General features: G+C 70.9%; 18 protein-coding genes and 1 pseudogene. 9 read left to right on the top strand and 10 right to left on the bottom strand.

Annotation, left to right across the window (positions count from 1 at the left end; translation table 11 throughout):
* Positions 1 to 89: 89 nt before the first annotated feature.
* The 5 genes and pseudogenes from BM339_RS36000 to BM339_RS52775 form a co-directional block, all read left to right on the top strand.
* Entirely contained in the window at positions 90 to 944 is an 855-nt protein-coding gene (locus BM339_RS36000; protein WP_024934002.1) for a fumarylacetoacetate hydrolase family protein, read from the top strand.
* 28 nt (positions 945 to 972) lie between these two features.
* Positions 973 to 1,905, top strand: coding sequence for a VOC family protein (locus tag BM339_RS35995; protein ID WP_244938885.1), 933 nt, complete (start codon positions 973 to 975; stop codon positions 1,903 to 1,905).
* Positions 1,902 to 3,905, top strand: coding sequence for an acetoacetate--CoA ligase (locus tag BM339_RS35990; RefSeq protein ID WP_075023781.1), 2,004 nt, complete (start codon positions 1,902 to 1,904; stop codon positions 3,903 to 3,905). Before BM339_RS35995 ends, BM339_RS35990 begins: the two co-directional genes overlap by 4 nt.
* 17 nt (positions 3,906 to 3,922) lie before the next feature.
* Complete coding sequence (locus BM339_RS35985; RefSeq protein WP_075023780.1) at positions 3,923 to 4,864, top strand: alpha/beta fold hydrolase; 942 nt, start codon at positions 3,923 to 3,925, stop codon at positions 4,862 to 4,864.
* 59 nt (positions 4,865 to 4,923) lie between these two features.
* A pseudogene (locus tag BM339_RS52775) lies at positions 4,924 to 5,046 on the top strand (FAD-dependent oxidoreductase); the annotation flags it as partial.
* Between the two features lie 88 nt (positions 5,047 to 5,134).
* Here the strand turns inward: BM339_RS52775 and BM339_RS35975 are convergent.
* The 3 genes from BM339_RS35975 to BM339_RS35965 all read right to left on the bottom strand — a co-directional run bounded on the left by BM339_RS35975 (position 5,135) and on the right by BM339_RS35965 (position 9,284).
* Positions 5,135 to 6,079 (bottom strand): hydroxymethylglutaryl-CoA lyase, encoded by a 945-nt coding sequence (locus BM339_RS35975; protein ID WP_075023779.1) that lies wholly within the window; start codon positions 6,077 to 6,079, stop codon positions 5,135 to 5,137.
* Positions 6,076 to 7,350, bottom strand: coding sequence for a hydroxymethylglutaryl-CoA reductase, degradative (locus BM339_RS35970; RefSeq protein WP_075023778.1), 1,275 nt, complete (start codon positions 7,348 to 7,350; stop codon positions 6,076 to 6,078). Before BM339_RS35970 ends, BM339_RS35975 begins: the two co-directional genes overlap by 4 nt.
* A gap of 98 nt (positions 7,351 to 7,448) precedes the next feature.
* Positions 7,449 to 9,284, bottom strand: coding sequence for a helix-turn-helix domain-containing protein (locus BM339_RS35965; protein ID WP_075023777.1), 1,836 nt, complete (start codon positions 9,282 to 9,284; stop codon positions 7,449 to 7,451).
* 205 nt (positions 9,285 to 9,489) lie between these two features.
* On the opposite strand from BM339_RS35965, the gene BM339_RS35960 reads away from it, so the two are divergent.
* From BM339_RS35960 to BM339_RS35945, 4 genes are read left to right on the top strand one after another with little or no spacing between them, the layout of a single operon-like run.
* Positions 9,490 to 11,547 carry a hydantoinase/oxoprolinase family protein gene (locus BM339_RS35960; protein ID WP_021591555.1) on the top strand — a complete coding sequence of 686 codons (2,058 nt, stop codon included), beginning with the start codon at positions 9,490 to 9,492 and terminating at the stop codon, positions 11,545 to 11,547.
* A gap of 24 nt (positions 11,548 to 11,571) precedes the next feature.
* The gene (locus BM339_RS35955) at positions 11,572 to 13,722 is read left to right on the top strand and encodes a hydantoinase B/oxoprolinase family protein (RefSeq protein WP_075023776.1); all 2,151 of its coding nucleotides are present in this window, start codon (positions 11,572 to 11,574) and stop codon (positions 13,720 to 13,722) included.
* Positions 13,723 to 13,750: 28 nt separating this feature from the next.
* Positions 13,751 to 15,010 carry a CaiB/BaiF CoA transferase family protein gene (locus tag BM339_RS35950; protein WP_021591553.1) on the top strand — a complete coding sequence of 420 codons (1,260 nt, stop codon included), beginning with the start codon at positions 13,751 to 13,753 and terminating at the stop codon, positions 15,008 to 15,010.
* Complete coding sequence (locus BM339_RS35945) at positions 15,010 to 15,807, top strand: enoyl-CoA hydratase/isomerase family protein (RefSeq protein WP_075023775.1); 798 nt, start codon at positions 15,010 to 15,012, stop codon at positions 15,805 to 15,807. Before BM339_RS35950 ends, BM339_RS35945 begins: the two co-directional genes overlap by 1 nt.
* A 59-nt stretch (positions 15,808 to 15,866) precedes the next feature.
* On the opposite strand, the gene BM339_RS35940 is transcribed toward BM339_RS35945, so the two are convergent.
* The 7 genes from BM339_RS35940 to BM339_RS35910 are packed head-to-tail and all read right to left on the bottom strand — an operon-like array spanning position 15,867 to position 22,236.
* Positions 15,867 to 16,283: a PaaI family thioesterase gene (locus tag BM339_RS35940; RefSeq protein WP_021591551.1), complete on the bottom strand. Its 417-nt coding sequence runs from the start codon at positions 16,281 to 16,283 to the stop codon at positions 15,867 to 15,869.
* A complete protein-coding gene (locus BM339_RS35935; protein ID WP_177287863.1) occupies positions 16,280 to 16,765 on the bottom strand; it encodes a MaoC/PaaZ C-terminal domain-containing protein in 486 nt (161 codons plus the stop codon). The genes BM339_RS35940 and BM339_RS35935 overlap by 4 nt, the downstream gene beginning before the upstream one ends.
* Positions 16,762 to 18,474, bottom strand: coding sequence for an AMP-binding protein (locus BM339_RS35930; RefSeq protein WP_083598351.1), 1,713 nt, complete (start codon positions 18,472 to 18,474; stop codon positions 16,762 to 16,764). The genes BM339_RS35935 and BM339_RS35930 overlap by 4 nt, the downstream gene beginning before the upstream one ends.
* On the bottom strand, positions 18,471 to 19,445 hold the full coding sequence (locus BM339_RS35925) for a 3-hydroxyacyl-CoA dehydrogenase NAD-binding domain-containing protein (RefSeq protein WP_075023773.1): 975 nt from the start codon (positions 19,443 to 19,445) through the stop codon (positions 18,471 to 18,473). The genes BM339_RS35930 and BM339_RS35925 overlap by 4 nt, the downstream gene beginning before the upstream one ends.
* Before the next feature lie 21 nt (positions 19,446 to 19,466).
* Positions 19,467 to 20,408, bottom strand: a complete 942-nt coding sequence (locus tag BM339_RS35920; RefSeq protein WP_083598350.1) for an alpha/beta fold hydrolase — start codon at positions 20,406 to 20,408, stop codon at positions 19,467 to 19,469.
* Positions 20,405 to 21,295 (bottom strand): alpha/beta fold hydrolase, encoded by an 891-nt coding sequence (locus BM339_RS35915; RefSeq protein ID WP_021591546.1) that lies wholly within the window; start codon positions 21,293 to 21,295, stop codon positions 20,405 to 20,407. Before BM339_RS35915 ends, BM339_RS35920 begins: the two co-directional genes overlap by 4 nt.
* Positions 21,292 to 22,236 (bottom strand): 3-carboxyethylcatechol 2,3-dioxygenase, encoded by a 945-nt coding sequence (locus tag BM339_RS35910; protein ID WP_075023772.1) that lies wholly within the window; start codon positions 22,234 to 22,236, stop codon positions 21,292 to 21,294. Before BM339_RS35910 ends, BM339_RS35915 begins: the two co-directional genes overlap by 4 nt.
* Positions 22,237 to 22,279: the final 43 nt, after the last annotated feature.

Here is a 22,279-nt window from a genome sequence, read left to right as displayed (position 1 = left end):
ACTTTGGCGCCAAATTTCGAAATATCGTTGACATCTCGCATCCTCGCTGGTTGTGTGAGCCGGACCACGGACGAAAGGTGAGCCACACGATGCGAATCGCGACGAGAGCAGGGCGAACGGTTCTGATGGCGCCCGACTCCAGCACGGTGGTCGACCTCGCGAAGGCCGGCGACGGGGCGTTCGGGCCCGACCCACGGCAGGTCTTCGACGCCTGGGACGCGCTGGTCCGCTGGTACGGCACCGCCACCATCGACTTCGCCGCGGGCGACCGGTACGAGCCCAGCGAGCTCGGGGCGCCGTCGCCCGACCCCCGGCAGGTCTTCGCGATCGGATTGAACTACCGCGACCACGCCGACGAGTCGGGCTTCACCTACCCCGACAAGCCGACCGTCTTCACCAAGTTCCTCGGCAGCTTCGCCGGGCCGGCGGGCGACCTCGCCCTGCCGGGGGAGACGGTGGACTGGGAGGCCGAGCTGGTCGTCGTGATCGGAAAGCCCGCGCGCGACGTCGCCGTCGAGGACGCCTGGTCGCACGTCGCGGGGCTCACCGTCGGGCAGGACTTCTCCGAGCGCACCTACCAGCTGGCAGGGCCCGTGCCGCAGTTCTCGCTCGGCAAGTCCTTCGCCGGCTTCTCCCCGCAGGGACCAGGGCTGGTCACACCCGACGAGGTGCCGGATCCCGACCGGCTCCACATCTCCTGCACCGTCAACGGCGAGACCGTGCAGTCCGGGTCGACCGATCGGATGATCTTCTCGGTCCCGTCGCTGATCTCGCACCTGTCGTCGGTGCTGGAGCTCCGCCCAGGTGACGTGATCTTCACAGGTACCCCGTCGGGCGTCGGCGGTGCCCGCAAGCCACCGCGGTTCCTCAAGGAAGGCGATGTCGTCGAGACCGCCATCGAGGGCATCGGCACGATGCGGCACGTGTGCGTCAAGGCGCGGTGACGGGGCGAGGAAAGGGGCTGTTGTGGGGATGCACCGACTGACCGGGATCACCATGGGTGTCCCCGACGTCGCCGCGACGGCGGCGTACTACACCGAGTTCGGGCTGACGCCTGTCGCATCGGAGGGCGACGACAAGATCGCACGCTTCCGCACCCAGGACGGCGGTGAGCAGCTCACCATCAGGCACACGGATCTGCGGCGGCTCATCGAACTGGGAATCGGTGTCGACGACGCCGACGACCTCGACCGCATCGCCCGCGGCCTCCGCCGACTCGACCTCGCTTACGAGCGGTCCGATGCCGGCGTCACGGCCCTCGATCCCGGCACCGGCGTGAAGGTCAGCGTCTCGATCGCTGCCCGTACCGAGCCGCGACCCGACCGGGAGCAGAGCTACAACGCGCCGGGGCGGCCGGTCCGCACCAACGAGCGGGCCGACGGCGTCACGCGCGAGGGGCCGGTCAAGCCGCGCAGGCTCGGCCACGTCGTGCTGGGCTCGACCGACTACACGGCGACGGAGCGCTTCTTCATCGAGGGCCTCGGCTTCAAGGTCAGCGACCTCGTTTCCGATGTGGCGGCCTTCCTCCGGTGCTCGACCGACCATCACAACGTGCTCGTCCAGAAGGCACCGGTCTCGTTCCTGCACCACACCTCGTGGATCGTCGACGACGTGGACGAGATCGGCAGGGGAGCTCACCACATGCTCGCCGCGGACCCGTCGCGCCACGTGTGGGGTCTCGGCCGGCACGCCGTCGGCTCGAACTTCTTCTGGTACCTCAAGGACCCGGCCGGCAACTTCTCCGAGTACAGCTCCGACATCGACTGCATCGTCGACGACGCGTTGTGGAAGCCGGAGGTGTGGGAGGGCGTTCGGGCGATGTACGCGTGGGGCCCGCCGCCCCCGCCGTCCTTCCTCGCCCCCGACGACCTCGCCGAGCTGATGGCCGGCGCGCACACCTCATGAGCGACGCACCGCGGACCGCCGGGCTCGCCCCCGCCCCACTCGGCACGGGACGGCTGGCGGAGTTCGCCGCCGAAGCGGCAGAGCGGCACGGCGTCGTCCTGAACGACTACTGGCAGTTGCATGAGTGGTCGATCACCGAGCCGGAGCGGTTCTGGGCCGAGGTGTGGCAACAGTTCGGCGTTGTCGCGTCGGCGCCGTACCGAACGGTCCTCGACCGCCGCACCATGCCGGGGGCCAAGTGGTTCCAGGGGGCTCGGCTGAACTACGTCGATCAGGTGATGCGGTTCGCCGACCGGCCCGGTGCGGCGGTGGTCTCGATCGCCGAAGACGGCAGCCGAGGCGAGTTGAGCTGGCCTCGGCTGAGGGCGGCTGTCGCCGGTTTCGCCTCGGCACTGCGCTCCATGGGCGTCCAGGAGGGAGACCGGGTCGTCGGCTACCTCCCCAATGCGCAGGAATCCGTCATCGCCTTCCTCGCCACGGCCTCGCTCGGCGCGACGTGGGCGGGGTGCGCTCCCGACTACGGAGTCTCCGCCGCCGCCGATCGCTTCCAGCAGCTGGAGCCGACGGTCCTGGTGGCCGCCACGGCGTACCGCTTCGACGGGAAGGTGCGCGACCGGCGTGAGGAGGTCGCTGCGCTCGTCGAGCGTCTGGGGGTGCGCGCGGTGGTGACGGTGCCGCGCGCCGGCCTCGACGCCGAGCCCGCCGCTTTCGGCCCGGTGCGTCACGAACGCTGGGACGACGTCTGCTCCGCGGACTCCGAAGAGCGGCTTATCACCGCGCAGGTGCCGGCCGAGCATCCGCTGTGGGTCCTGTTCTCGTCCGGCACCACCGGCATTCCCAAAGGGATCGCGCACAGTCACGCCGGCGTGGTCGCGATGAGCCTCGCGGCCTCCGCGCTGCAGGCGGACATGGGCCCTGGAGACACGTTCTTCTGGTACACCACGACGAACTGGATGCTGTGGAACAGCGTCGTCTCCAGTCTGCTGTCCGGGGTCACGGCGGTCACCTGCGAAGGCGGCCCGTTCTTCCCGACGGCCGATCGACTGTGGCAGATCGTCGCCGACGAGCGCGTCACCGTCTTCGGTACCAGCCCCGGTCACATCCTGGGGTGCGCGTCGCAGGGGTCGAGGCCCAACGAGCACCACGGGTTCACGCACCTCAAGCAGATCATGGTCAGTGGCGCGCCGGCCCCGGCCTCGGTGTACGCATGGGTGGCCGACGCGGTCTCGCCGTCCGTCCCCTTGATCTCCAGCAGCGGCGGTACGGACGTCGTCGGCGCGTTCGTCGCCGGTGCGCCCGCGCTCCCGGTCGTCCCCGGTGAGATTCCGGGCCCGGTGCTGGGCACGGCCGTGGCGGCCTTCGACGGCGATGGGGAGCCGATCCGCGATCAGGTGGGCGAGCTGGTCGTCACGCTTCCGATGCCGAGCATGCCCGTCGGGTTCTGGAACGACCCGGACGGATCCAAGTACCGAGCCGCGTATTTCGACACGTTCCCCGGGGTCTGGCGTCACGGCGACTGGGTCACCCACACCAGCAGGGGGTCGTTCGTCGTGCACGGCCGCTCCGACTCGACCCTCAACCGCAACGGCGTGCGGATCGGCTCCGCCGATCTCTACAAGATCATCGAGGGGCCCGAAGGCGTGGCCGAGGCGATGGTGATCGGTGTCGAGCGCGCCGACGGGACGTACCGGATGCCCATGTTCCTGGTGCCGCACGCGGGACAGGTCCTGGACGACGAGGCGATCGGGGCTCTCCGGCAGAAGCTGCGCACCGAGGGCTCGCCGCGGCACGTGCCGGACGCGTTCCATGTCGTGGCCGCGATCCCGCACACCAAGACCGGAAAGAAGCTCGAGATCCCGATCAAGCGGATCCTGCAGGGCGCGCGCCCCGAGGAGGTGCTGAGCGAGGGAGCGATCGATCGCCCCGGGCTCATCGCCGACTACGTCGCGCTCGCCGAGCGGTGGGACGCCGAAGACGCCCACGCGACCGCAGACCAGTAGAGAGCAAGGAGCGAGAGATGGCAGGAAACCCGGCGGACCGGGACGTGTTCGTCCCGCACGCCTTCCCCGAGAAGCAGGTCGACCTCGGTGAGATCACCATGAACTATGCCGAGGCGGGCTCTCCGGAGAACCCGGCCCTGCTTCTCCTTCCGGAGCAGACCGGATCGTGGTGGAGCTACGAGCCCTCGATCGGGCTGCTCGCCGAGCACTTCCACGTCTTCGCCGTCGACATGAGGGGGCAGGGCCGCAGCACCTGGACGCCGCGGCGGTACAGCCTCGACAACTTCGGCGGCGACCTGGTCAGGTTCATCTCGCTGGTCATCGGACGCCCGCTCATCGTCTCCGGCTGCTCCTCCGGTGGCGTGATGGCGGCCTGGTTGTCGGCGTACTCCATGCCGGGCCAGATCCGCGGTGCGATCTGCGAGGACCCTCCCTTGTTCGCCTCCGAGCTGACTCCCTCGTCCGGCCACGGCATCCGGCAGCACGAAGCCGGCGGCATGTTCGAAGCCTGGAACCGGTACCTGGGAGACCAGTGGTCGGTCGGCGACTGGGACGGCCTGACCAGGGCGATCGATGACTCGGCGTCCGCGGTCACCTCGGCGATGCTGTTCCCCGACCCCTCGCGACCGCCGCAGAACTTCAAGGAGTACGACCCGGAATGGGCGCGCGCCTTCTACGAGGGCACCGTGGCCGTGAACTGCCCGCACGACATCATGCTGAGGCAGGTCAAGACCCCTGTGCTGATCACCCATCACCAGCGCCACGAGGATCCGGAGACCGGTGTCCTCAGCCCCGGGGCGCTCTCGGTTGCTCAGGCGATGAAGGCCAAGGAGCTGATCGAGTCCGCGGGCCGGCGATGTGACTACCAGGACCACCCGACGGCGCTCCACATGATGCACCAGTTCGATCCTGAACTGTTCACCAAGGTCGTCGTGGAATGGGCGGCAACGCTGCGCTGAACCGTCCCCGGTGATCCGCGGCCTTCAGGAACACCCATGACCGTCACGACGCGCGCGGAAGGGGAAGACGGCCGTTGATGAGGCTCAACCGCATCGTCGTCGTCGGCGGACTCGTCGGGATGGAGATCGCCTCGACGTGCCGTCGGCTCGGTAAGGGCGTGACCGTCGTCGATCGGGAACCACCACTCGAACGCCTGCTCGGACCGATCGGGCCGCCCGGATCCGATGGTGCGCCGACGACTGAATTGCCGCTCGGATCCGTTCAGTCGACTACTGCGCGGGGATCGGTTTGTCCTGGAGTGCGCGGACGACCGAGGAGGGGCTCGGGCGGCCCAGCCGCGCGGCGAGCCAAGTGCTGGTCTCGACCAGTTTGGCAAGGTCGATGCCGGTGCGGATGCCGAGACCTTCGAGCTGCCAGAGGAGGTCTTCGGTGGCGAGGTTGCCGGTGGCGCTCTCGGCGTAGGGGCAGCCGCCGAGGCCGCCTGCCGAGGTGTCCACGGTGCTCACCCCGTGCTGGAGCGCGACGAGTGTGTTGGCGAGTCCCTGGCCGTAGGTGTCGTGGAAGTGCACGGCGATCCGGTCGAGCGGGATCCCGGCGGCGGTGAGGGCCTTGAGGAGGGCGATGACCCGCCCCGGGGTGGCCACGCCGATGGTGTCGCCGAGGCTGAGTTCGGTGCAGCCGAGGGAGGCCAGTGCCGTCGCGACGCCGACGACCTGGTCGGTGGAGACCGCTCCTTCCCATGGGTCGCCCCAGCACATGGAAAGGTAGCCGCGTACCCGCATCCCGGCTTCGCGGGCCTCGGCGATGACGGGAGCGAACATCTCGAGTGATTCGGCCACTGTGCGATTGAGGTTGGCTTTGGCGAAGCTCTCGGTGGCCGATGCGAACACGGCTATGTCGGTGACGTCCAGGTCGAGGGCTCGTCGCAGGCCGCGCAGGTTGGGCACGAGGACGGGGTAACGGACCCCCGGGCGGCGGTCGAGGCGGCGGAGTACCTCCTCGGCGTCCGCGAGCTGGGGCACCCGGGCGGGGTGGACCATGCTCGTCGCCTCGATGAGGGTATGGCCGGCGTCCGCGAGGCGTTCGATGAACTCGATCTTCACGCCGGCGTCCACCGGTGCGGACTCGTTCTGGAGTCCGTCACGGGGGCCCACCTCGCAGATGGTGACGGATTCGGGGAGGCCCGGCAGCCGCCGGGTCCCGTATCCGCTCATCGTCCGGCCCGCAGTTCGGCCAGGACCTTCTCGGCGTGGTCGGCGCGGAGCTGCTTGTCCGCGATGAGCCGGGCGACGACGGCCGGCACCTCCTCCGGGGTCGCCCCGGCCGTCGAGGCGATGTTGCGGGCGTGCAGGGACATGTGGCCGCGCTGGATCCCCTCGGTGGCCAGGGCCCGGACGGCGGCGAGGTTCTGCGCGAGGCCGACCGCGGTGATGATCTCCGCGAGCTCGGTGGCGGTGCGGACGCCGAGCAGGGCGATCGCCGCCTGAGCGGCGGGATGGACCTTGGTGGCGCCGCCGACGAGACCTACGGGCATGGGCAGTTCCAGGACCGCGGCGACGTTGCCGTCGGCGTCCTTCTCGAACCGGGACAGCGAGGTGTAGCGCCCGGCGGGGGAGACGGCGTGGGAGTGGGCGCCGGCCTCGACGGCGCGGGTGTCGTTGCCGGTGGCGAGCACGACCGCGGTGATGCCGTTCATGATGCCCTTGTTGTGGGTCGCGGCGCGATAGGGGTCGGCCTCGGCGAGCGCGGCGGCGTGAATGATGTTGTCGACCACGTCGGGGCCGCCGAGCGCGGCGGCGTCGAACACCGCGCGTGCCCGGGAGAGCCGCAGGTCGGCCTTGTTGGTGAGGATCCGCAGCAGGCTGTTCCCGCCCGCGATCTCGGCCGCCCGGGCGGCGACGGCCTCGGCCATCGTGTTGACCGCGTTCGCGCCCATCGCGTCGCGGACGTCGACCTGCAGGTGCGCGACGACATAGGTGCCGGCGCGCGACGGGACCAGGCGCACCGCGATGTCGCGGACGCCGCCGCCGAACTCGACGAGCTTCGGGTCCTGGGCGTCGGCGAGCGCGATCAGCTCCTCACGGGCCTCCAGCAGCCGTACCCGTCCCGCCTCGGGGTCGGCGATCCCCACGATCTGGACCTGTGCCTGCATGATGGGCGCGGTCGAGGACGTGGTGAACCCGCCGTGGACGCGCGCGACCTTGGCGGCGTTGCTCGCCGCGGCGACGACCGACGCCTCCTCGATCGCCATCGGCACGAGCACGTCCGAGCCGTTGACGACGAAGTTCGTCGCGACCCCGATCGGGACTCCGATGATCCCGGCCACGTTCTCGATCATGTGGTCGGCCAGCGCGGTGGTGAGGCCGTGCGCGGGGTCGAAGGCGGCGATCGCCGCGGGGTCGAGGCCGGCGGCGTCGGCGACGGACGTGCGCCGGTCCTCGACGGAGAGGTCCCGGAGATGCTGGATACGGCTGGTGCGCGGCATGTCGGTTCCCCGCCTACGTGTGGTTGCAGTACAGGGAGCGACGGTAGTTCGCATGAGATCGATGGGGAACGGACCGATCGTCCATGCTGATGAGATTTCTATGGGCGATCGGTCAGGTGGGCGAGGCGGACCGCGACGGTGATCCGGAAAAGATGGTCCGGCTCCTGCCAGTCCTCGCCGAGGAGCTGGGTCACTCGTTCCATGCGTTGCAGCACCGTGTTCTTGTGCAGGTGGAGAGCACGCGCGGCGCCGACCGTGCTCATCCGGTTGCTGAGGTAGGCGGCCAGCGTGGGCAGCAGCTTGGCCGAGTGTTCGCCGTCCCAGTCCAGTACGGGCCCGATGACGCGCCGTACGTAGGCGTTCACCCGCGCTTCCCCCGGGCCGAAGAGGGCCGTGTAGGGAAGGTATTCGTCGGTGGTGACGGCGGCGTCGTCCAGTCCGAGCGACGGCAGAATTCGAAGACATGCCGAGGCCGCGTCCACCTGCGTGCGCAGATCGCCGGCGGCGTCGCTGACGTTGGCGCCGGCCGCGAGGACCGGCACCTGGAGCGTGCGGCTCACCGCCTGGTGGACGTGCGTGCTCGCGGTGCGCGGGTCGGGATCGGACGTGAGGGCCACGACATGCTCGGCGTGCGCGCCGACGAGGCCGCCGATCTGGCGAAGGGCGAGGACGGCGTCACGGCGGAGTTCGGACGGCACGCAGACCACCACGACGGATCGCAGGTCACCGAGCCGGATGCCCTGTGCGCGGGCCCGGGTGGCGATGTCGGCCCGGCGGCCGGGGGAGTTGGACAGCAGGTCGGCGAGCAGGTCGCCGCGGACGCGCTTCTCGGCCTCGATCATGGCCTCCTGCTTGAGGTTGAGCAGCGCGGTGATCTGTGCGGCGCGTTCGGCGGTCCGCAGCTCGACGGGGCCGAACGCGACCTCGCCCTGCTCCAGCAGCAGGGCTCCGAGAGACGTCGTCCCGGCGACGATCGCCACCACGAAGGCGCCTCCTCCCACGGGGACGCAACGTCCGCTCCGGCGGCTTCGATCCACGGCCTCGCGCAGAGGCTCGTCGGTGTCGTCGGTTTCGAGCAGCCTGACGTGGCACCGCAACGCACGTCCGAGTGCGGTCGCGACATCGGGCGCGTCACCGCCCTGGAGGATGAGGTTCGTGAGGTCGTTGTGGACTTCGCTGGCGCGTTCGACGGCCTCGACGTGGCGGGCGAGTTCTCCGTAGGCGCGGCGTGCCTCGTCGGCCGAGTCCCGTGCCCGGGCGAGCAGGCGGGCGGTCTGGAGCACGATCGCGGCGTGGTCGGCGAAGGCCGACAGCAGGGAGATCTCCTCAGGCGAGAAGGCGTGCTCGAAGCGGTTGGCGGCGAACAGCACGCCGAGCACCTGGTCGTCGGCCAGCAGCGGGACGCCGAGCAGCGACACCAGGCCCTCCGCCTTGACGGCGGCGTCGATGCCCGAGTCATGCGGCACCTGCGTCATCGTGGCGTACTTGGACGTCCAGCACGGCCGGCGGCCCTCGACCACCTGGCTCGCCAGACCTATGCCGGGAGGCACCCGCAGCCCGAGGAGGGACGGGGAGATCGAGCCGAGGGTGGTCCGCACCCGGAGTTCCTTGCTGTCCGCGTCGAACTCGGACAGGTAGGTGACGTCGGTGCCCACCAGGTCGTGCGCCCGTTCGACGAGCCGGCCCAGCAGTTCGTCCACGTCGCGGAGCTGCGCGAGCTCGCGTGCCGATGAGAAGAGGGCCGACAGTTCCCGCCCGCGGCGGCGCCAGCGGTCCGAGGTCGCGCGCAGGCGCCGGAGCTCGTAGGCGATCTTGGCGGCGCCCTCCTCGGGCAGGGCCGCCTCCGAGAGGAGGCCGTCCACGTCGACCTCCCGGTCGGTCGACGCGGCCTGGAGCAGGTCGATGACGATCTCGACCGGGATGGTGCTCGCCATGTCGCCCCTGCCTTCCCGTACCGATCGAACAGGAACTTTTCCTGGATAGTGGACGAATGATACATAGCCTGAACCAGGTGGCGGCCGTAGCGTCCACGGCGGGGATGGCGGAATCTCCGGTGAATCGAAACAGACCGTTGGTGCGGACCTACCACCCGTCAGCCCAGCACGATCGGCACCAACCCATTCGAGAGGGACGGCGAGCATGGCGCTTCATGTTGGCATCGACGTCGGGGGGACCTTCACCGACGCCGTGGCGATCGTCGACGGGCGCGTGATCCGCGGCAAGGCGTTCTCGACCAAGGACGTGACCACCGGGATCCTCGGCGCCCTGGATGTCCTGCGGGACCGTGTGGGCATGGCCGAGGCGGAGTTCTTCGCCGCGGTCGACCGCTTCGTCCTGGGCAACACCATCGTCACCAACGCGGTGGACGAGCAGAAGTACGCCGCGGTGGGACTGCTGACCACGCAGGGGTTCCGCGACACCCTGCGCATCGCCCGCTCGGCCCGCACCGACGAGCGCGACCCGCACCGGATGTCGGCGCCGCCGGACATCGTGGAGCGCCGCCGCATCGTGGAGGTCGCCGAGCGGGTCGATGCCCACGGCACGGTCCTGGTCCCGCTCACCGAGGACGCGATCGCCGCCGCGGTGGACGCGGTCCTGGCGGCCGGCGCGGAAGCGATCGCGGTCTGCCTGCTGTGGTCGTTCCGCAACGCCGTCCACGAACAGGCGATCGGCGATTACCTGGACGCCCACCACCCCGACGTCCCGTACACGCTGTCCAGCCGCCTGACACCGGTCTACCGCGAGTACGAGCGCATGGTCACCACCGCGCTGGACGCCGCGGTGAAGCCGATCGTGGCCTCGCACTTCGAGCACCTGGCCGAGGACCTCCGGAGCAGGGGGCTCCGCGCTCGGGTGCAGATCATGCAGGTGCACGGCGGGTTCCTGTCGGTGGAGGAAACCGGCAAGGCCCCGATCTCGATGTTCAACTCCGGCCCGGTCGGCGGCGTCACCGGCGCGCGGCTGCTGGGCAAGCGCCTGGGGCGCCGCCGGGTGCTCACCGCGGACATGGGAGGCACGAGCCTCGACGCCGCGGCGATCCTGGACGAGGAGTTCCGGCTGCTGCCCCGGGCCGAGATAGGCGGCCTGCCCACGAGCCTGACCGCCGTCGACATCGAGACCATCGGGGCGGGCGGCGGCAGCCTGGCCTGGGTGGACGGCCGGAACCTGCTGCGCGTCGGCCCGCAGAGCGCGGGCTCGACCCCCGGCCCCGCCTGCTACGGCAAGGGCGGCACCCGGCCGGCGGTCACCGATGCCGCGCTGGTGCTCGGCTTGATCAACCCGGACTACTACCTCGGCGGCACCGTCCCCCTGTACGAGGAGAAGGCGCGGACGGCGCTGCGCAAGCACGTGGCCGAACCCCTGGGGATCTCCGAGGACGCCGCCGCCGAAGGCGTGTACCGGCTGGCGACGTCGCAGATGTCCAACGCGCTGCGCAAGATCACCGTGAACCGGGGGCACGATCCGCGCGAGTTCACCCTCGTCGGCTTCGGTGGCGCGTGCGGCCTGTTCGCGGCCGCCATCGCCGCCGAGGCCGGGGTCCGGGAGGTCGTGATCCCGCGCAACGCCGCGGTCTTCTCCGCCTACGGCCTGATGCACGCCGACTCGGTCTTCTCCGCCGTCCAGACGAGCCCGTGGACGATGGACCAGCCCGCCGCGGCGCTGGAGAAGGAGTTCGCGGCCCTTGAGGAACGCGCGCGGGCGTGGTTCGAGACCGAGGGGATCCCGGACGACCGCCGAGAGCTCCAGCGCGAGGCGGACATGAAGTTCGTGGGCCAGATCTTCGAGGTCACCACCCGCCTCCCCGTGAGCACGTTCGGCGAGGCGGACAAGGAGGCGCTGCGCGACCGGTTCATCGCCGACTACGAAGAGGAGTTCGGCACCGGCACCGCGTGGACGGAGGCCGACATCCTGCTCATCAACACGCGGGTCCGGGCCATCGGCCGCAGCGACGTGCAGACGGTGAAGCAGATCGCGGGCGCCGATGAGGAGCGGCACGAGCTCACCCGCCGCGCCGTGCTGGAGCCGCTCACCGGGGAGCGCGTCGAGATCGGCGTGCACCGGGGGTTCGGCGCGCTCGGCCGATCCGACGGTCCCTGCCTGCTGGAGGAGCCCGACACCACGGTCTACGTGCCCAGCGGCGCCACCGTCGAGCTCACCGAGGGCGGCGACTTCCTGCTGGGCCTCGCCGACCGCTGACCCGTCCGCCGAAGGAGACGACCCATGACCAGCACCCAGCCCGAGATGCCCGAAGGATTCGACCCGGTCACCCTCGAGGTGATCCGGATGCGCCTGGACTCCATCGTGGAGGAGATGGGCATCGCGATGATCCGCTCGTCGGGCTCCCCGGTCATCACCGAGGCCGGCGACTTCAACACCGCCCTGTTCGACCCCGCCGGCCGCATCTACGCCTACTCCGACTACGTCCAGTTCCACATCGGATCCGGCAGCGTCGCCGTGCAGAACCTGGTGAAGGCCATCGAGGGCGAGCCGCTCGCGCCGGGTGACGCGTTCATCTGCAACGACCCGCACACGGCCGGCGCGAGCCACCCGCCGGACACCAACGTGATCTCGCCGATCTTCCACGGCGACGAGCTGATCGGCTGGGCGCAGTCGCAGGCGCACCTGGTCGACGTCGGCGGCATGACCCCCGGCGGCTTCGCGCCCGGCGCCCATGACTGCTACGCCGAGGCGCTGCGGCTGCCGCCCGGTGTGAAGATCTTCGAGCGGGGCGAGCCCGTCGAGTGGGTGCGCCGGATCCTGCTCAACAACGTCCGGGTGCCCACGCTGTTCTGGAACGACGTGCGCAGCCTGGTCGCGAGCAACAACACCGGCATCCGGCGGCTGCTCGGCACCATCGAGGAGTTCGGGCTCGAGCGGTTCCGCGACTACACCAAGCTCTCCTTCGAGCTCGCCGAGCAGGTCGTGCGCGAACGGATCCGCGCGATCCCGGACGGCACCTACAGCGCCGACGAGTGGACCGAACACAACGGACACGTCGACGACCTGTACCGCGTCGCCTGCACCATGACCAAGAGCGGCGACCAGATCACCTTCGATTTCACCGGCTCCAGCGAGCAGACCGACGGCTTCGTCAACTGCAGCTACGGAGCCCTGGTCGGCAGTGTCGCCACGGCCATCGTGCCGATCCTCGCCTGGGACGTCCCGTTCAACGAGGGTGTCATGACGGCGTTCGACATCGTCGCCGAACCCGGCTCGATCGTGAACCCCCGGCCCCCGGCGCCGATCAGCAACGGGCACCTCACCACCGGCGCCCGGGTGAGCCGCGTGGTCACCAAGCTCATGAACGACGCGTGCCACAGGAGCGACGACGACACCGTCCGCAACCGCACGCAGGGGGTGTGGGGCGACTCGTGGACCGGCGGGATCTCCGCGGGCACCACCGACGGCGGCGAGTACTTCGTCCTGTTCAACATGGACGGCGGCGGGATGGGCGCCGGCGCCCAGCCCGACGGCGACGGGCTCGACTGCGCGGGGATGATGACGCAGGTCAACAACATGCTCCCCGACGTCGAGATGAACGAGATGCTCTACCCGGTGCTCTACCTGTGGAAGCAGCTCAACGTCGACAGCGCGGGCCACGGCGCCCACCGCGGCGGCCTCGGCCTGCGCTTCGCCTGGACCCTGCACGGTGCGCCGGAGGTCACGCAGACGGTGTTCGCCCCGAGCGCCCAGGTGGTCGCCGGCGGCTTCGGCGGAGGCCTCCCCGGTGGCGGCAGCGGGCACGAGGTCTGGCGCCGGACCGATGTCGCGCGGCTGCTCGGTGACGGCCGGGTCCCCGCCCGGGACGCGCTGAGCGCCGAGGAGAAGGAGCTGCTGGCGATCAACCAGCAGTCGGTCACGGTCCGCGCCGGGGACGTGTTCGTGCAGTGGATCGCGGGCGGAGGCGGCTACGGCGACCCGCTGCTGCGCGCCCCGCAGCTGGTCGCGGCCGACGTTCGCGACGGCTATGTGACCGCCCAGGCCGCGCGGCAGACCTACGGCGTGGTCCTTACCGACGGCGTCGTCGACGAGACCGCCACGGAGCGGGCCCGCGCCGAGCTCCGCCGGGAACGGCTCGGCGAAAGCCCCGTCCAGCAGGTCCTGCCGGCCTCGCCGGCCGGATCGTCCGCGCCGCGCCGTGACGCGGACGGCTGGTTCGTGCCCGCCAGCGGTGCCCGCCTCGGTACGGGGGAGGATTGGCACCGGGCCGCGCGGAAGGTCACCCATGTGGCCGCCGACAGGCTGGCCGCGTACGGAGTCCGCGTCCGCCCGCGCGCCAACGGGCAGCGCGTCTTGATCGACGAGTACTACAGCCCCGCGTGCGGCACCCTTCTGGAGGCGTGCGTCAGGGTCGACTCGACGGCGGGCTGACCGGCCGACTCATAGATCAGAGGCGAACATGACCATCAACGACTTCGGCGCGATCGCGGGCATGCTCCCCGGCGGGCCGTCCCAGGGCGCGCTGCGCGGCATCGTGGTCCTGGACATCACCCGGGTCGTCGCCGGCCCCTTCTGCTCGATGCTGCTGGGCGACCTCGGGGCGACCGTGATCAAGGTCGAGAATCCCAGGGATCCGGACTACGCCCGGGACTTCCCGCCGAAGCTCAAGGCGAGCTCCGGCGAGGAGTTCAGCGGGTTCTTCGCCCAGTTCAACCGCAACAAGTTCGGGCTGACCCTCGATCTGTCCCAGCCGGACGGCAAGGAACTGCTGAAGAAACTGGTACGCCGTGCGGACGTTCTGGTCGAGAACTTCCGGCCCGGCACGATGGACAAGCTGGGCGTCGGCTACGAGACGCTGCGCGAGCAGAACCCGCGGCTGGTGTACACGGCGATCTCCGGCTACGGGCAGTCCGGCCCCTATCGCCGCCGGCCCGCCTACGACAACAGCGCGCAGGCCGCGGGCGGGTTGTGGTCGATCAACGGCTTCCCCGACCGGCCTCCGGTGCGCGTCGGCACCATCATCGGTGATCTGTCCGCCACGCTGTACGCGGTCATCGGCACCCTGGCCGCGCTACGGCACGCGGAGAAGACCGGGGAGGGGCAGATGGTCGACGTGTCCCAGCAGGACTCGGTGCTCAGCCTCACCGAGAACGCCGTGGTCTCCTACGCCGTCGACGGCAAGGTCGCCGGTCCGCTGGGCAACGAGCACCCGTTCGTCAAGCCCTACGAGCTCTACCCGTGCCAGGACGGGTTCGTGTTCTTCGGCGGATACACCGACAAGTTCTGGCGCCTGTCCTGCCACCTGTTCGGACAGCCCGAGCTCGCCGACGACCCCGAGATCGACACCATGGCCAAACGGTTCGAGCCCGAGGTCTACGAGCGGCGGATCCGGCCGCTGCTGCACAAGTGGTTCGAGGACAAGACGAAGGCCGAGCTGGAGGAGATCGTCGGCGACGCCGTGCCGCTGAGCGCGATCAAGGACATCGCCGAGGTCGTGGAGGACCCGCAGATCGCCGCGCGTGACATGGTCGTCGACGTCGACTATCCCGACTTCGGCCGGCTGCGCATGTTCGGCTCGCCCATCAAGCTCGGCGGCACGCCCACCCAGCCGCGCGGCCTCGCACCGAAGGTCGGCGAGCACGCCGGCACCGTCCTCGGGGCACTGGCCGATCTCGACGAGCACCACATCGCCGCGTTGCGCGAGAAGAAGGTCATCTGATGGGCGGCATCACCCTCGACCGCGACGGGGCGGTCGGGATCATCCGCTTCGACCGTCCCGACAAGCTCAACGCGCTGACGCTCGCGATGTACGAGGACCTGGGCGCGGCCTTCGCCGAGGTCCGCGACGACGACTCGCTCGCCGTCGCGATCCTCACCGGCAGCGGCGACCGCGCCTTCAGCGTGGGGGCCGACCTCACCGAGTCGATCCCGGCCCTGGCCCAGGGGCGCTTCGACATCTCCGAATGGGATGCCGCGCACCAGAAGCACACCACGCTGTTCAAACCCGTGATCGCCGCGATCAACGGTCTCTGCCTCGGCGGCGGCTTCGAGATCATGCTGTCCACGGACATCCGGATCGCGGCCGACACCGCCGAGTTCGGCCTTCCCGAGAGCGGCGTCGGCGTCGTCCCCGCGGGGGGTACCCTCACCAGGCTGACACGGCAGATCCCCTACGTGTGGGCGATGGAACTGATGCTGCAGGGAGACCGGATCTCCGCGGCGCAGGCACTCCGATACGGACTCCTCAACGAGGTGGTCCCCCTTCCCTCACTGTTCGATTCCGCGCTCGACCGCGCCCATCGGCTCGTGGCCCGCAGCGGCACCGCACTGGAAACCGTCAAGGAGGCCGTGCTCAGGCTCGGTGACCTCCCGCAGGACCAGGCGTTCCACAGCGAAGCCCTCTACGGTCAGAAGGCCTTCACCTCACCGGACGCCCGCGAAGGCATAGCCGCGTTCACCCAACGCCGCCCCCCGACCTTCCCATCCCGCACCGGCACGGCGAAACCTCCCCACTGACCCGGCACTGGTACGACCTGGACGCCGATCCGATGACCGGCGCCTCCTCCCGCGGTCGGTCAGGGTGACGGGGGGTTCCGGAAGACCGCGCTTGCCGTTAGGACCGTTCGGCCCTGGCTGTGGAGTCGGGCGGATGCGAAGGTCACCGTTCGCGTCGACTGATCGACCGTCGCCTCCCCGAACAGCAGGTCACCGCCGTGGGCGGGCGCCATCATCGAGCAGGACAGTTGCAGCGTCACGGGATGGCGGTCGGGGTTCACGCCGAGGTAGGACTCGACGGTGGCGCCGAGGGTGATGTCGAGGACGGTCATGAGGAAGCCGCCGTGCGCGGTGCCGTTGGGATTGAGGTGGTGAGGCGCCGGCGACACGCAGACGTCGGTCCGGTCGGTGCCGCGCCGCCACATCAGGCCGCCGACGTGGTCGAGGAAGGTGCCCTCCTGGCCCAGGGGGACGAAGCCTTCGGGGACGCCGTTCACGCTTCCTCCACCAAGACGATCCATACCGCCGCCATCGCGGGCCGTTCGCTCGCCCGCCGCTCCAACAGGCACCGTAGGTCGAGCCGGGTGGTGGCGCTCGGGCCCGCGGCCACCGCATCCAACGTCAAGCGAAGGCGGAACTCGTCGCCCGGGAGGACGGGGGCGGTGAACCGGACCCGTTCCAGCCCGTAGTTCGTCCATCTCGTGGCCTTGGCGATGGTGTAGCACTGGTTCGCCAGGGCGGTGACCGTCGAGAGCATCAGGAATCCGTGGGCGAGGAGACCGCTCAGACCGGCCTCGGCTCGCGCACGGACCGGGTCCGTGTGGATCCAGTGCCGGTCGTGGGTGAGTTCGGCGAACCCGAGCACGTCGTCCTGTTCGAGTGAAGCCCAGCCGCTGACCCCGATCTCGGTTCCGATGTGGGTCCGGAGATCGGTGGCGCGGTCGACGGCCAGGGTCCTGTCAGGGTCCTCGACCTTCACGATGTCGCCTCCTGCCTGTCGTAAAGCTGCTCGACGAGCCGCGCCCGCCGTTCCAGGACGACCCCGCGCACGAGTTGTCCCTTGCTGCCCACCTCGTCGCCCTCAGGTACGAGCAGAGCGCCGCCGAGGAGCCGAGTGCTCGGTTTGGGGTTCTCGCGGTTGAACACGTCCAGGAGTAGTCGCAGGTCGTCCGCGCCAAAGGCCCGGTCGTCCGCCCAGACGAGCACGCATGGCGCCGGCCGGTCGGCGCCGGCCACGACCACGTCGCGCAGGCGGCCTCCGCCGCGGGCGAGGAGATCCGCGCGGATGCCGGTGGCGTCGACCCAGGTGCCGTTGGCCAGCTTGAAGTCGTCGGCGATCCGGCCGGTGAAGCGCAGCCCGAGTTCCGGGCGCGCGGGATCGATCAGTTCGCCCGTGTCACCCGAGCGGTACCAACCGTCGGAGGTGAACGCCGCCCGGCTCTGTTCGGGCTGCCGCCAGTACCCGGCGGCGACGCATGGCCCGCGGACGAGGAGTTCCCGCTTGCCCGCGACGGGCCGGAGCGCGATCTCGACACCGGGCAGCGGTGTCCCGATGCAGTCCGGGGCCACCCCGTGCGCGTGCACCATGGTGGCTCCAGGGCCCGCCTCGGTCGAACCCCATCCGGTCACGATGGGAACGGGACGCCCGCGCACCGTCGCCGACAGATCCGACAGCCGGCGGAACACGCCCGGGTGCATGGCCGCGCCGGCGCTGAACATGACGTCGAGTCGCCCGAAGAACGCCTCGCGGAAGGACGGATCGGCCTCCAACGCGGGCAGGAGCGCCGCGAACCCGGCCGGGACCGCCCCATGGAAGGTGGGCCGGTGACGGCGGAGGTTCTCGATGGTGACGTCGAGCCGGTCCGGCCGGCCCGCCGCCTCGTCGATGTGCAGCGTTCCGCCCTGGGACAGCACGAGCCCGACGTTGGCATTGCCGCCGAAGGCGTGGTTCCACGGCAGCCAGTCGACCAGCACCGGGCGGTGGCCGGTCAGGAACGGCCAGACGTCGACCGTGACCTGGACGTTCGTCGTCATCATCGACTGGGTGTAGGCCACCGGCTTCGGCCGGCCGGTCGAACCGGAGGTGAGGAGGATCTTCGCCGGGGCAGCCGGTTCGATGTCGTCGGGATCCGGCCGCGGGTCCCCGTCGCGGGCTTCTCTCCGCAGGTCCCGCACGGCCGGATGACCGACCAGGACATCGGCCCGTGAGCCCTCGGGCAGGGCGTCCGCCAGGACCGCCGCGCGGGCCGGGTCGGACACCCACACCAGGGCCGGTTCGAGGAGGGCCAGGAGGCCGGTCAGCTTGCCGCGGTCGGCGGAGGCCCCCGCGTACTGCGGCGCGACGGGCACCGCCACGGCCCTCGCGAGCATCGCGGCCAGCCCCATGGTCATGTGCTCGATGGAGTTCGGCCCCAGCACCACCACGCGGTCCCCGCTCCGCAGGCCGCGCTGGACGAGCGCCGCGGCGACCCGGGTCACGTCGTCCCACGCCTCGGCGTAGGACCAGGCCGTCCTGCCGGTGCCGGTGGACACCGTGAGCAGGACGGCGTCAGGCGTCTCGGCGGCGAACCGGCGCAGCCAGTGCAGGACGGTCGGCGCCGGCGTGCCGGCGGGAATGCGGGACCGCAGCAGGAGCAGCCCGTCCGGATCGCGGTGGTGGTCGACCGCGGGCGTCGCGAACATGCTCATGCCCCGGGCTCCGGGTGAGGCCCGGCCTCACCGCGGTCATCGGCGTGCAGCAGCGCCAGCAGGTCGACGGCGGCCGTGTCCCTGTCGGCGAGGACCGCGCCGATCGGCCGGCCGTCGAGGGCGTCGTCCCCGGCCGCGATCAGCAGGGCGCGGGTCTTCTCGTCGAGATGCGGCGAGCCGAGCTCGGACCACCATCCCTCGATGGTCTCCGCGAACGAGCGCATCGCGCCGCGCATCCCGTCGGGGCCGCCGGCCAGCGCCAGCGAGGTGAGGGGACCGCCGACCAGGAAACGCGGGGTGATGCCGTGGACGACGGCGTCCTCGATGCCGCGGGCGTCCACGACGCCCTCGGCGAGCAGATGCACCGCTTCCCGGAGCATCGCGAACGTGAGCCTGTTGGTGAGGTACCCGGGTACCTCGCGTCGCAGCAGGACCGGGCGTTTGCCCAGGTCGCGAAGGTGGGCGAGCGCCGCGGTGACGACCGCGGACGAGGTCGCCTCGCCCGCCAGGACCTCCACGAGCGGTAGCGCGTAGACGGGGCTCTGCGGGTGGGCGACCAGCAGGCGCTCCGGGTGCTTCATGCCGGTTTGCAGGTCCGATGGCATGAGCCCGCCGCTGCTCGACAGGATCGGAACCTCGGACGCGACCGAGGCCTCGATGCTCCGGTACGCCTCCCGCTTGGCTTCGAGGGATTCGGGGACGTTCTCGTGCACCAAGGCCACGGCGCCGAGCTCGGCGGCCGGGACCAGCCGGAGCAGGTCCAGGGGCGCCGACGCGGGTGCGCCGGGCAGGGTGCGCCGGACCGACGGCCACACCGCGTCGAGGTACGACGTCAGCCTCCCGAGCGCGGTGGGTGCCGGATCGGCCACCAGCACCGGCCGGCGCCGGGCGAGGTAGGTGGCGGCCCATCCACCGCCGATCGTCCCGGCGCCCACCAGGCCGACGGGCTCGTCATTCGCGAGATGGGACATGGGTGACCTCCGTGACACGGCTCAACGGTGACGGGCGACGAACCTGGAGATAACGCGGTTGAACTCCAGTGGACGTTCCCAGGTGGGGCAGTGCCCGCACCCCACGATCGTGTGCTGCTCCGCGCGTCGCATGCGTTTCGCGACCTTCCCGGCAAGGTAGGGCGTGATGTAGTTGTCGGCGTCCGTCGTGACGAGCAGGGTGGGCACCGCCGTGGCTTCGACCGCCGCCCAGTCCATCGGGCTCCTGAAGCCCTGCATGAAGAATTCGCCGTTCAGAGCCCGTTCCTCGATCTTCAGCCACTCGCGCACGCCGGCCGGGTCGGCGGAGCGATAGCTCGGACCGAGCTCGCGGAACTCGCTCGGCATGGATTCGAACTCCGGCGACCGCAGCGCGGCGACGCTCGCCGCGAACTCCGGGTCCTTGATGCCCATCGTGCTGCACACGATCGAAAGCGAGCGGACCCGGGCCGGTCGCGCCAGGGCCGCGTCCAGGGCCGGCACCCCGCCTGCGGCATGCCCGACGAGATGGGCCTGATCGATCGCCAGATGGTCGAGCAGCGCGATGAGATCGTCGGTGCTGTAGCCGACGGCGGTGTGCGTGCTGCCTTCATGGCCGCGCCGGGAGTAGGCGATGACGCGACGGCCCTCGCCGCGCAGTCCCTGCTGCTGGTAGGGCCAGGAGTTCAGGCTCCCCGACCGGGCGTGCAGGAGCACGACGACAGGGCCGTCGCCGCCGGTGTCGCTCCACACGAGACGGGCGTCCGGCAGTTCCAGCACCCCGCGCCGCAGCGGGACGTCCGGCACCGGTATCGGCGTGAAGTCCACCGGCCATGCGTGCCCGGCGGCGCCCTCCGCCCCGGCGGCGCCCTCCGCTCCGGCGGGGGAGAGGCCGGCGACACCGGCCAGCCCCACAGTGGCCGGGATCGACGCGAGGACCGTCCGTCGACCGATCGACCTGGTCATGCCGCACCTCCCTCTTCAGCGAGGAAGCCGAGCACGAGGTCGTTGAAGCGGTGGTGTTGCTCCCATTGCGGCCAGTGTCCGGCGCCTTTGACGAGTTCGAAGCGTCCGTTCGGGAGCCGGTCCGCCATGCGCAGCCCGACGGCGGCGGGTCCCGAGGGGTCGTCGCTGGTCCAGATTACGAGCGCGGGCGCGGTGATGGCCGCCAGCTCGTCGTCGGTGATCATGTTGCGCGCCCGGGTGCCGCCGTCCTGGAGGCACATGATGTTCCGCATCGACTCGGCGAACGGCGGCTGTGCGTAGATGGTCCGCCGGACGTCGACCAGTTCCTGCGTGACGCTCGCCGGGTCGGCCATCAGCCAGGTCACGCGGGCGCGGATGCGCTCGTCGCTCGGGTCGTCGGCGGCGCCCTGGGACAGCGTGCGGATCCGTTCGCGGACCGCCGGATCGGATAGCGCGCCACCGGGGGTGTTCAGCACGATGCGGCCCACACGCTCGGGGTGCGCGTACGCGGCTTTCACCGCGACCCATCCTCCGAGCGACTCCCCGTTCAGGTGTGTCCGATCCAAGCCGAGCGCGTCGAGAAGGCCCATGAGGTGGGCGACGTAGTCCGGCAGTTCGAGCGGCCGGGTCGCCGGGGTGGTCAGCCCGTGGCCGGGGTAGTCGTAGGCGATGACGCGGTACCGCGCGGCGAGGGCGGGGATGTTGCGCGCGTAGGCCTCCAGGTGCCCGCCGACGCCGTGCAGCAGGACGACGGTCTCCGGTCCCGAGCCTGCTTCCAGTACGCGGGTGTTCCATTCGCCGACCTGCACATGCCGGATCGTCAGGTCCTGCCCCAGCAGGGCGGTCCAGATGCTCGGCTCGTCGGTGACGGGGGCGGGGACGGTCATGGGGTCCTCCGGGTCTCTGCGGTGGTGATGCCGAAGCCGGCGATCCATTCCGGGATGGCGCGGTAGAAGCGGGTGCGCATCGCGTAGGGGCCGGCGGCGGCCAGCGCCGCGTAGCAGGCCAGCCAGGTGCGGACCTCGTGGGCGGAGTTGCCCGCCTCGGCGGTGATCCAGTCGTTGGTCCAGGCGTCGGTGGCGGCGAGCCGTCCCTCGGCCAGCAGGTCGAGGAAGGCGCGGTCCCAGTCCGGATTCAGCCGCGGGCCGGGTTCCCCTGCCGCGACGGCCAGGCCCGCGCGGCGGACGCGGGCCTCGCGCTCGGCCCGCTCCTCGGCCGTCGGATTCCGGCCGCCGATGAGCCGGGCGGCGACCTCGGGCGGCGCGTCCTCCAGCGTGGGGATCGGCGGATCGTGGGAGAGCCCGCCGGAGCCGAGCAGCAGCACCCGGCGGTCGAGTGCGAGCAGGGCGCGCCCCAGCGCCTCGCCGAGCCGGCGGGTGCGCCGCACGGGACCGAACGGCACCGCCACGGCGTTGACGAAGACGGGCACCGTCGCGACGGCGTCGATGGAACCGAACAACTGCTCCAGGGGCTGCGCGAAGCCGTGGTCGACGACCAACCGTTCGGACATCGCCAGGTCGACGTCCGCCGCGAGGACCTCCCGGACGACGTGCCGCGCGGCGTCCGCGTCGACCGCGAGCGGTCCCCGCGCCGTCCCGTAGTCGCCGACCGCCTCGGCCGCGGTGCCCACGCAGAACGGCGGCATCAGGTCGTAGAACATGCCGTTGTAGTGGTCCGGCGCGAGCACGACGACCAGGTCCGGCTGGAATTCCGCGACGAAGTCACGGGCCTGCGCGAACGCCGAGCCGACCGCGGCGCGGGCGCCGCCGCGCGGCTCGACCGTGTGCAGGAGCGGCGAGTGTGACGCCGTAACGACGGCCAGCGGCACCGGTACCTCCTCGACGTGTGGGATGACCCGACGCTACGACCGA

Origin of the sequence: Actinomadura madurae (assembly GCF_900115095.1) — a bacterium.
GTDB classification, from domain to species: Bacteria; Actinomycetota; Actinomycetes; order Streptosporangiales; family Streptosporangiaceae; genus Spirillospora; species Spirillospora madurae.
This window is presented reverse-complemented; position numbering and strand designations above follow the sequence as displayed.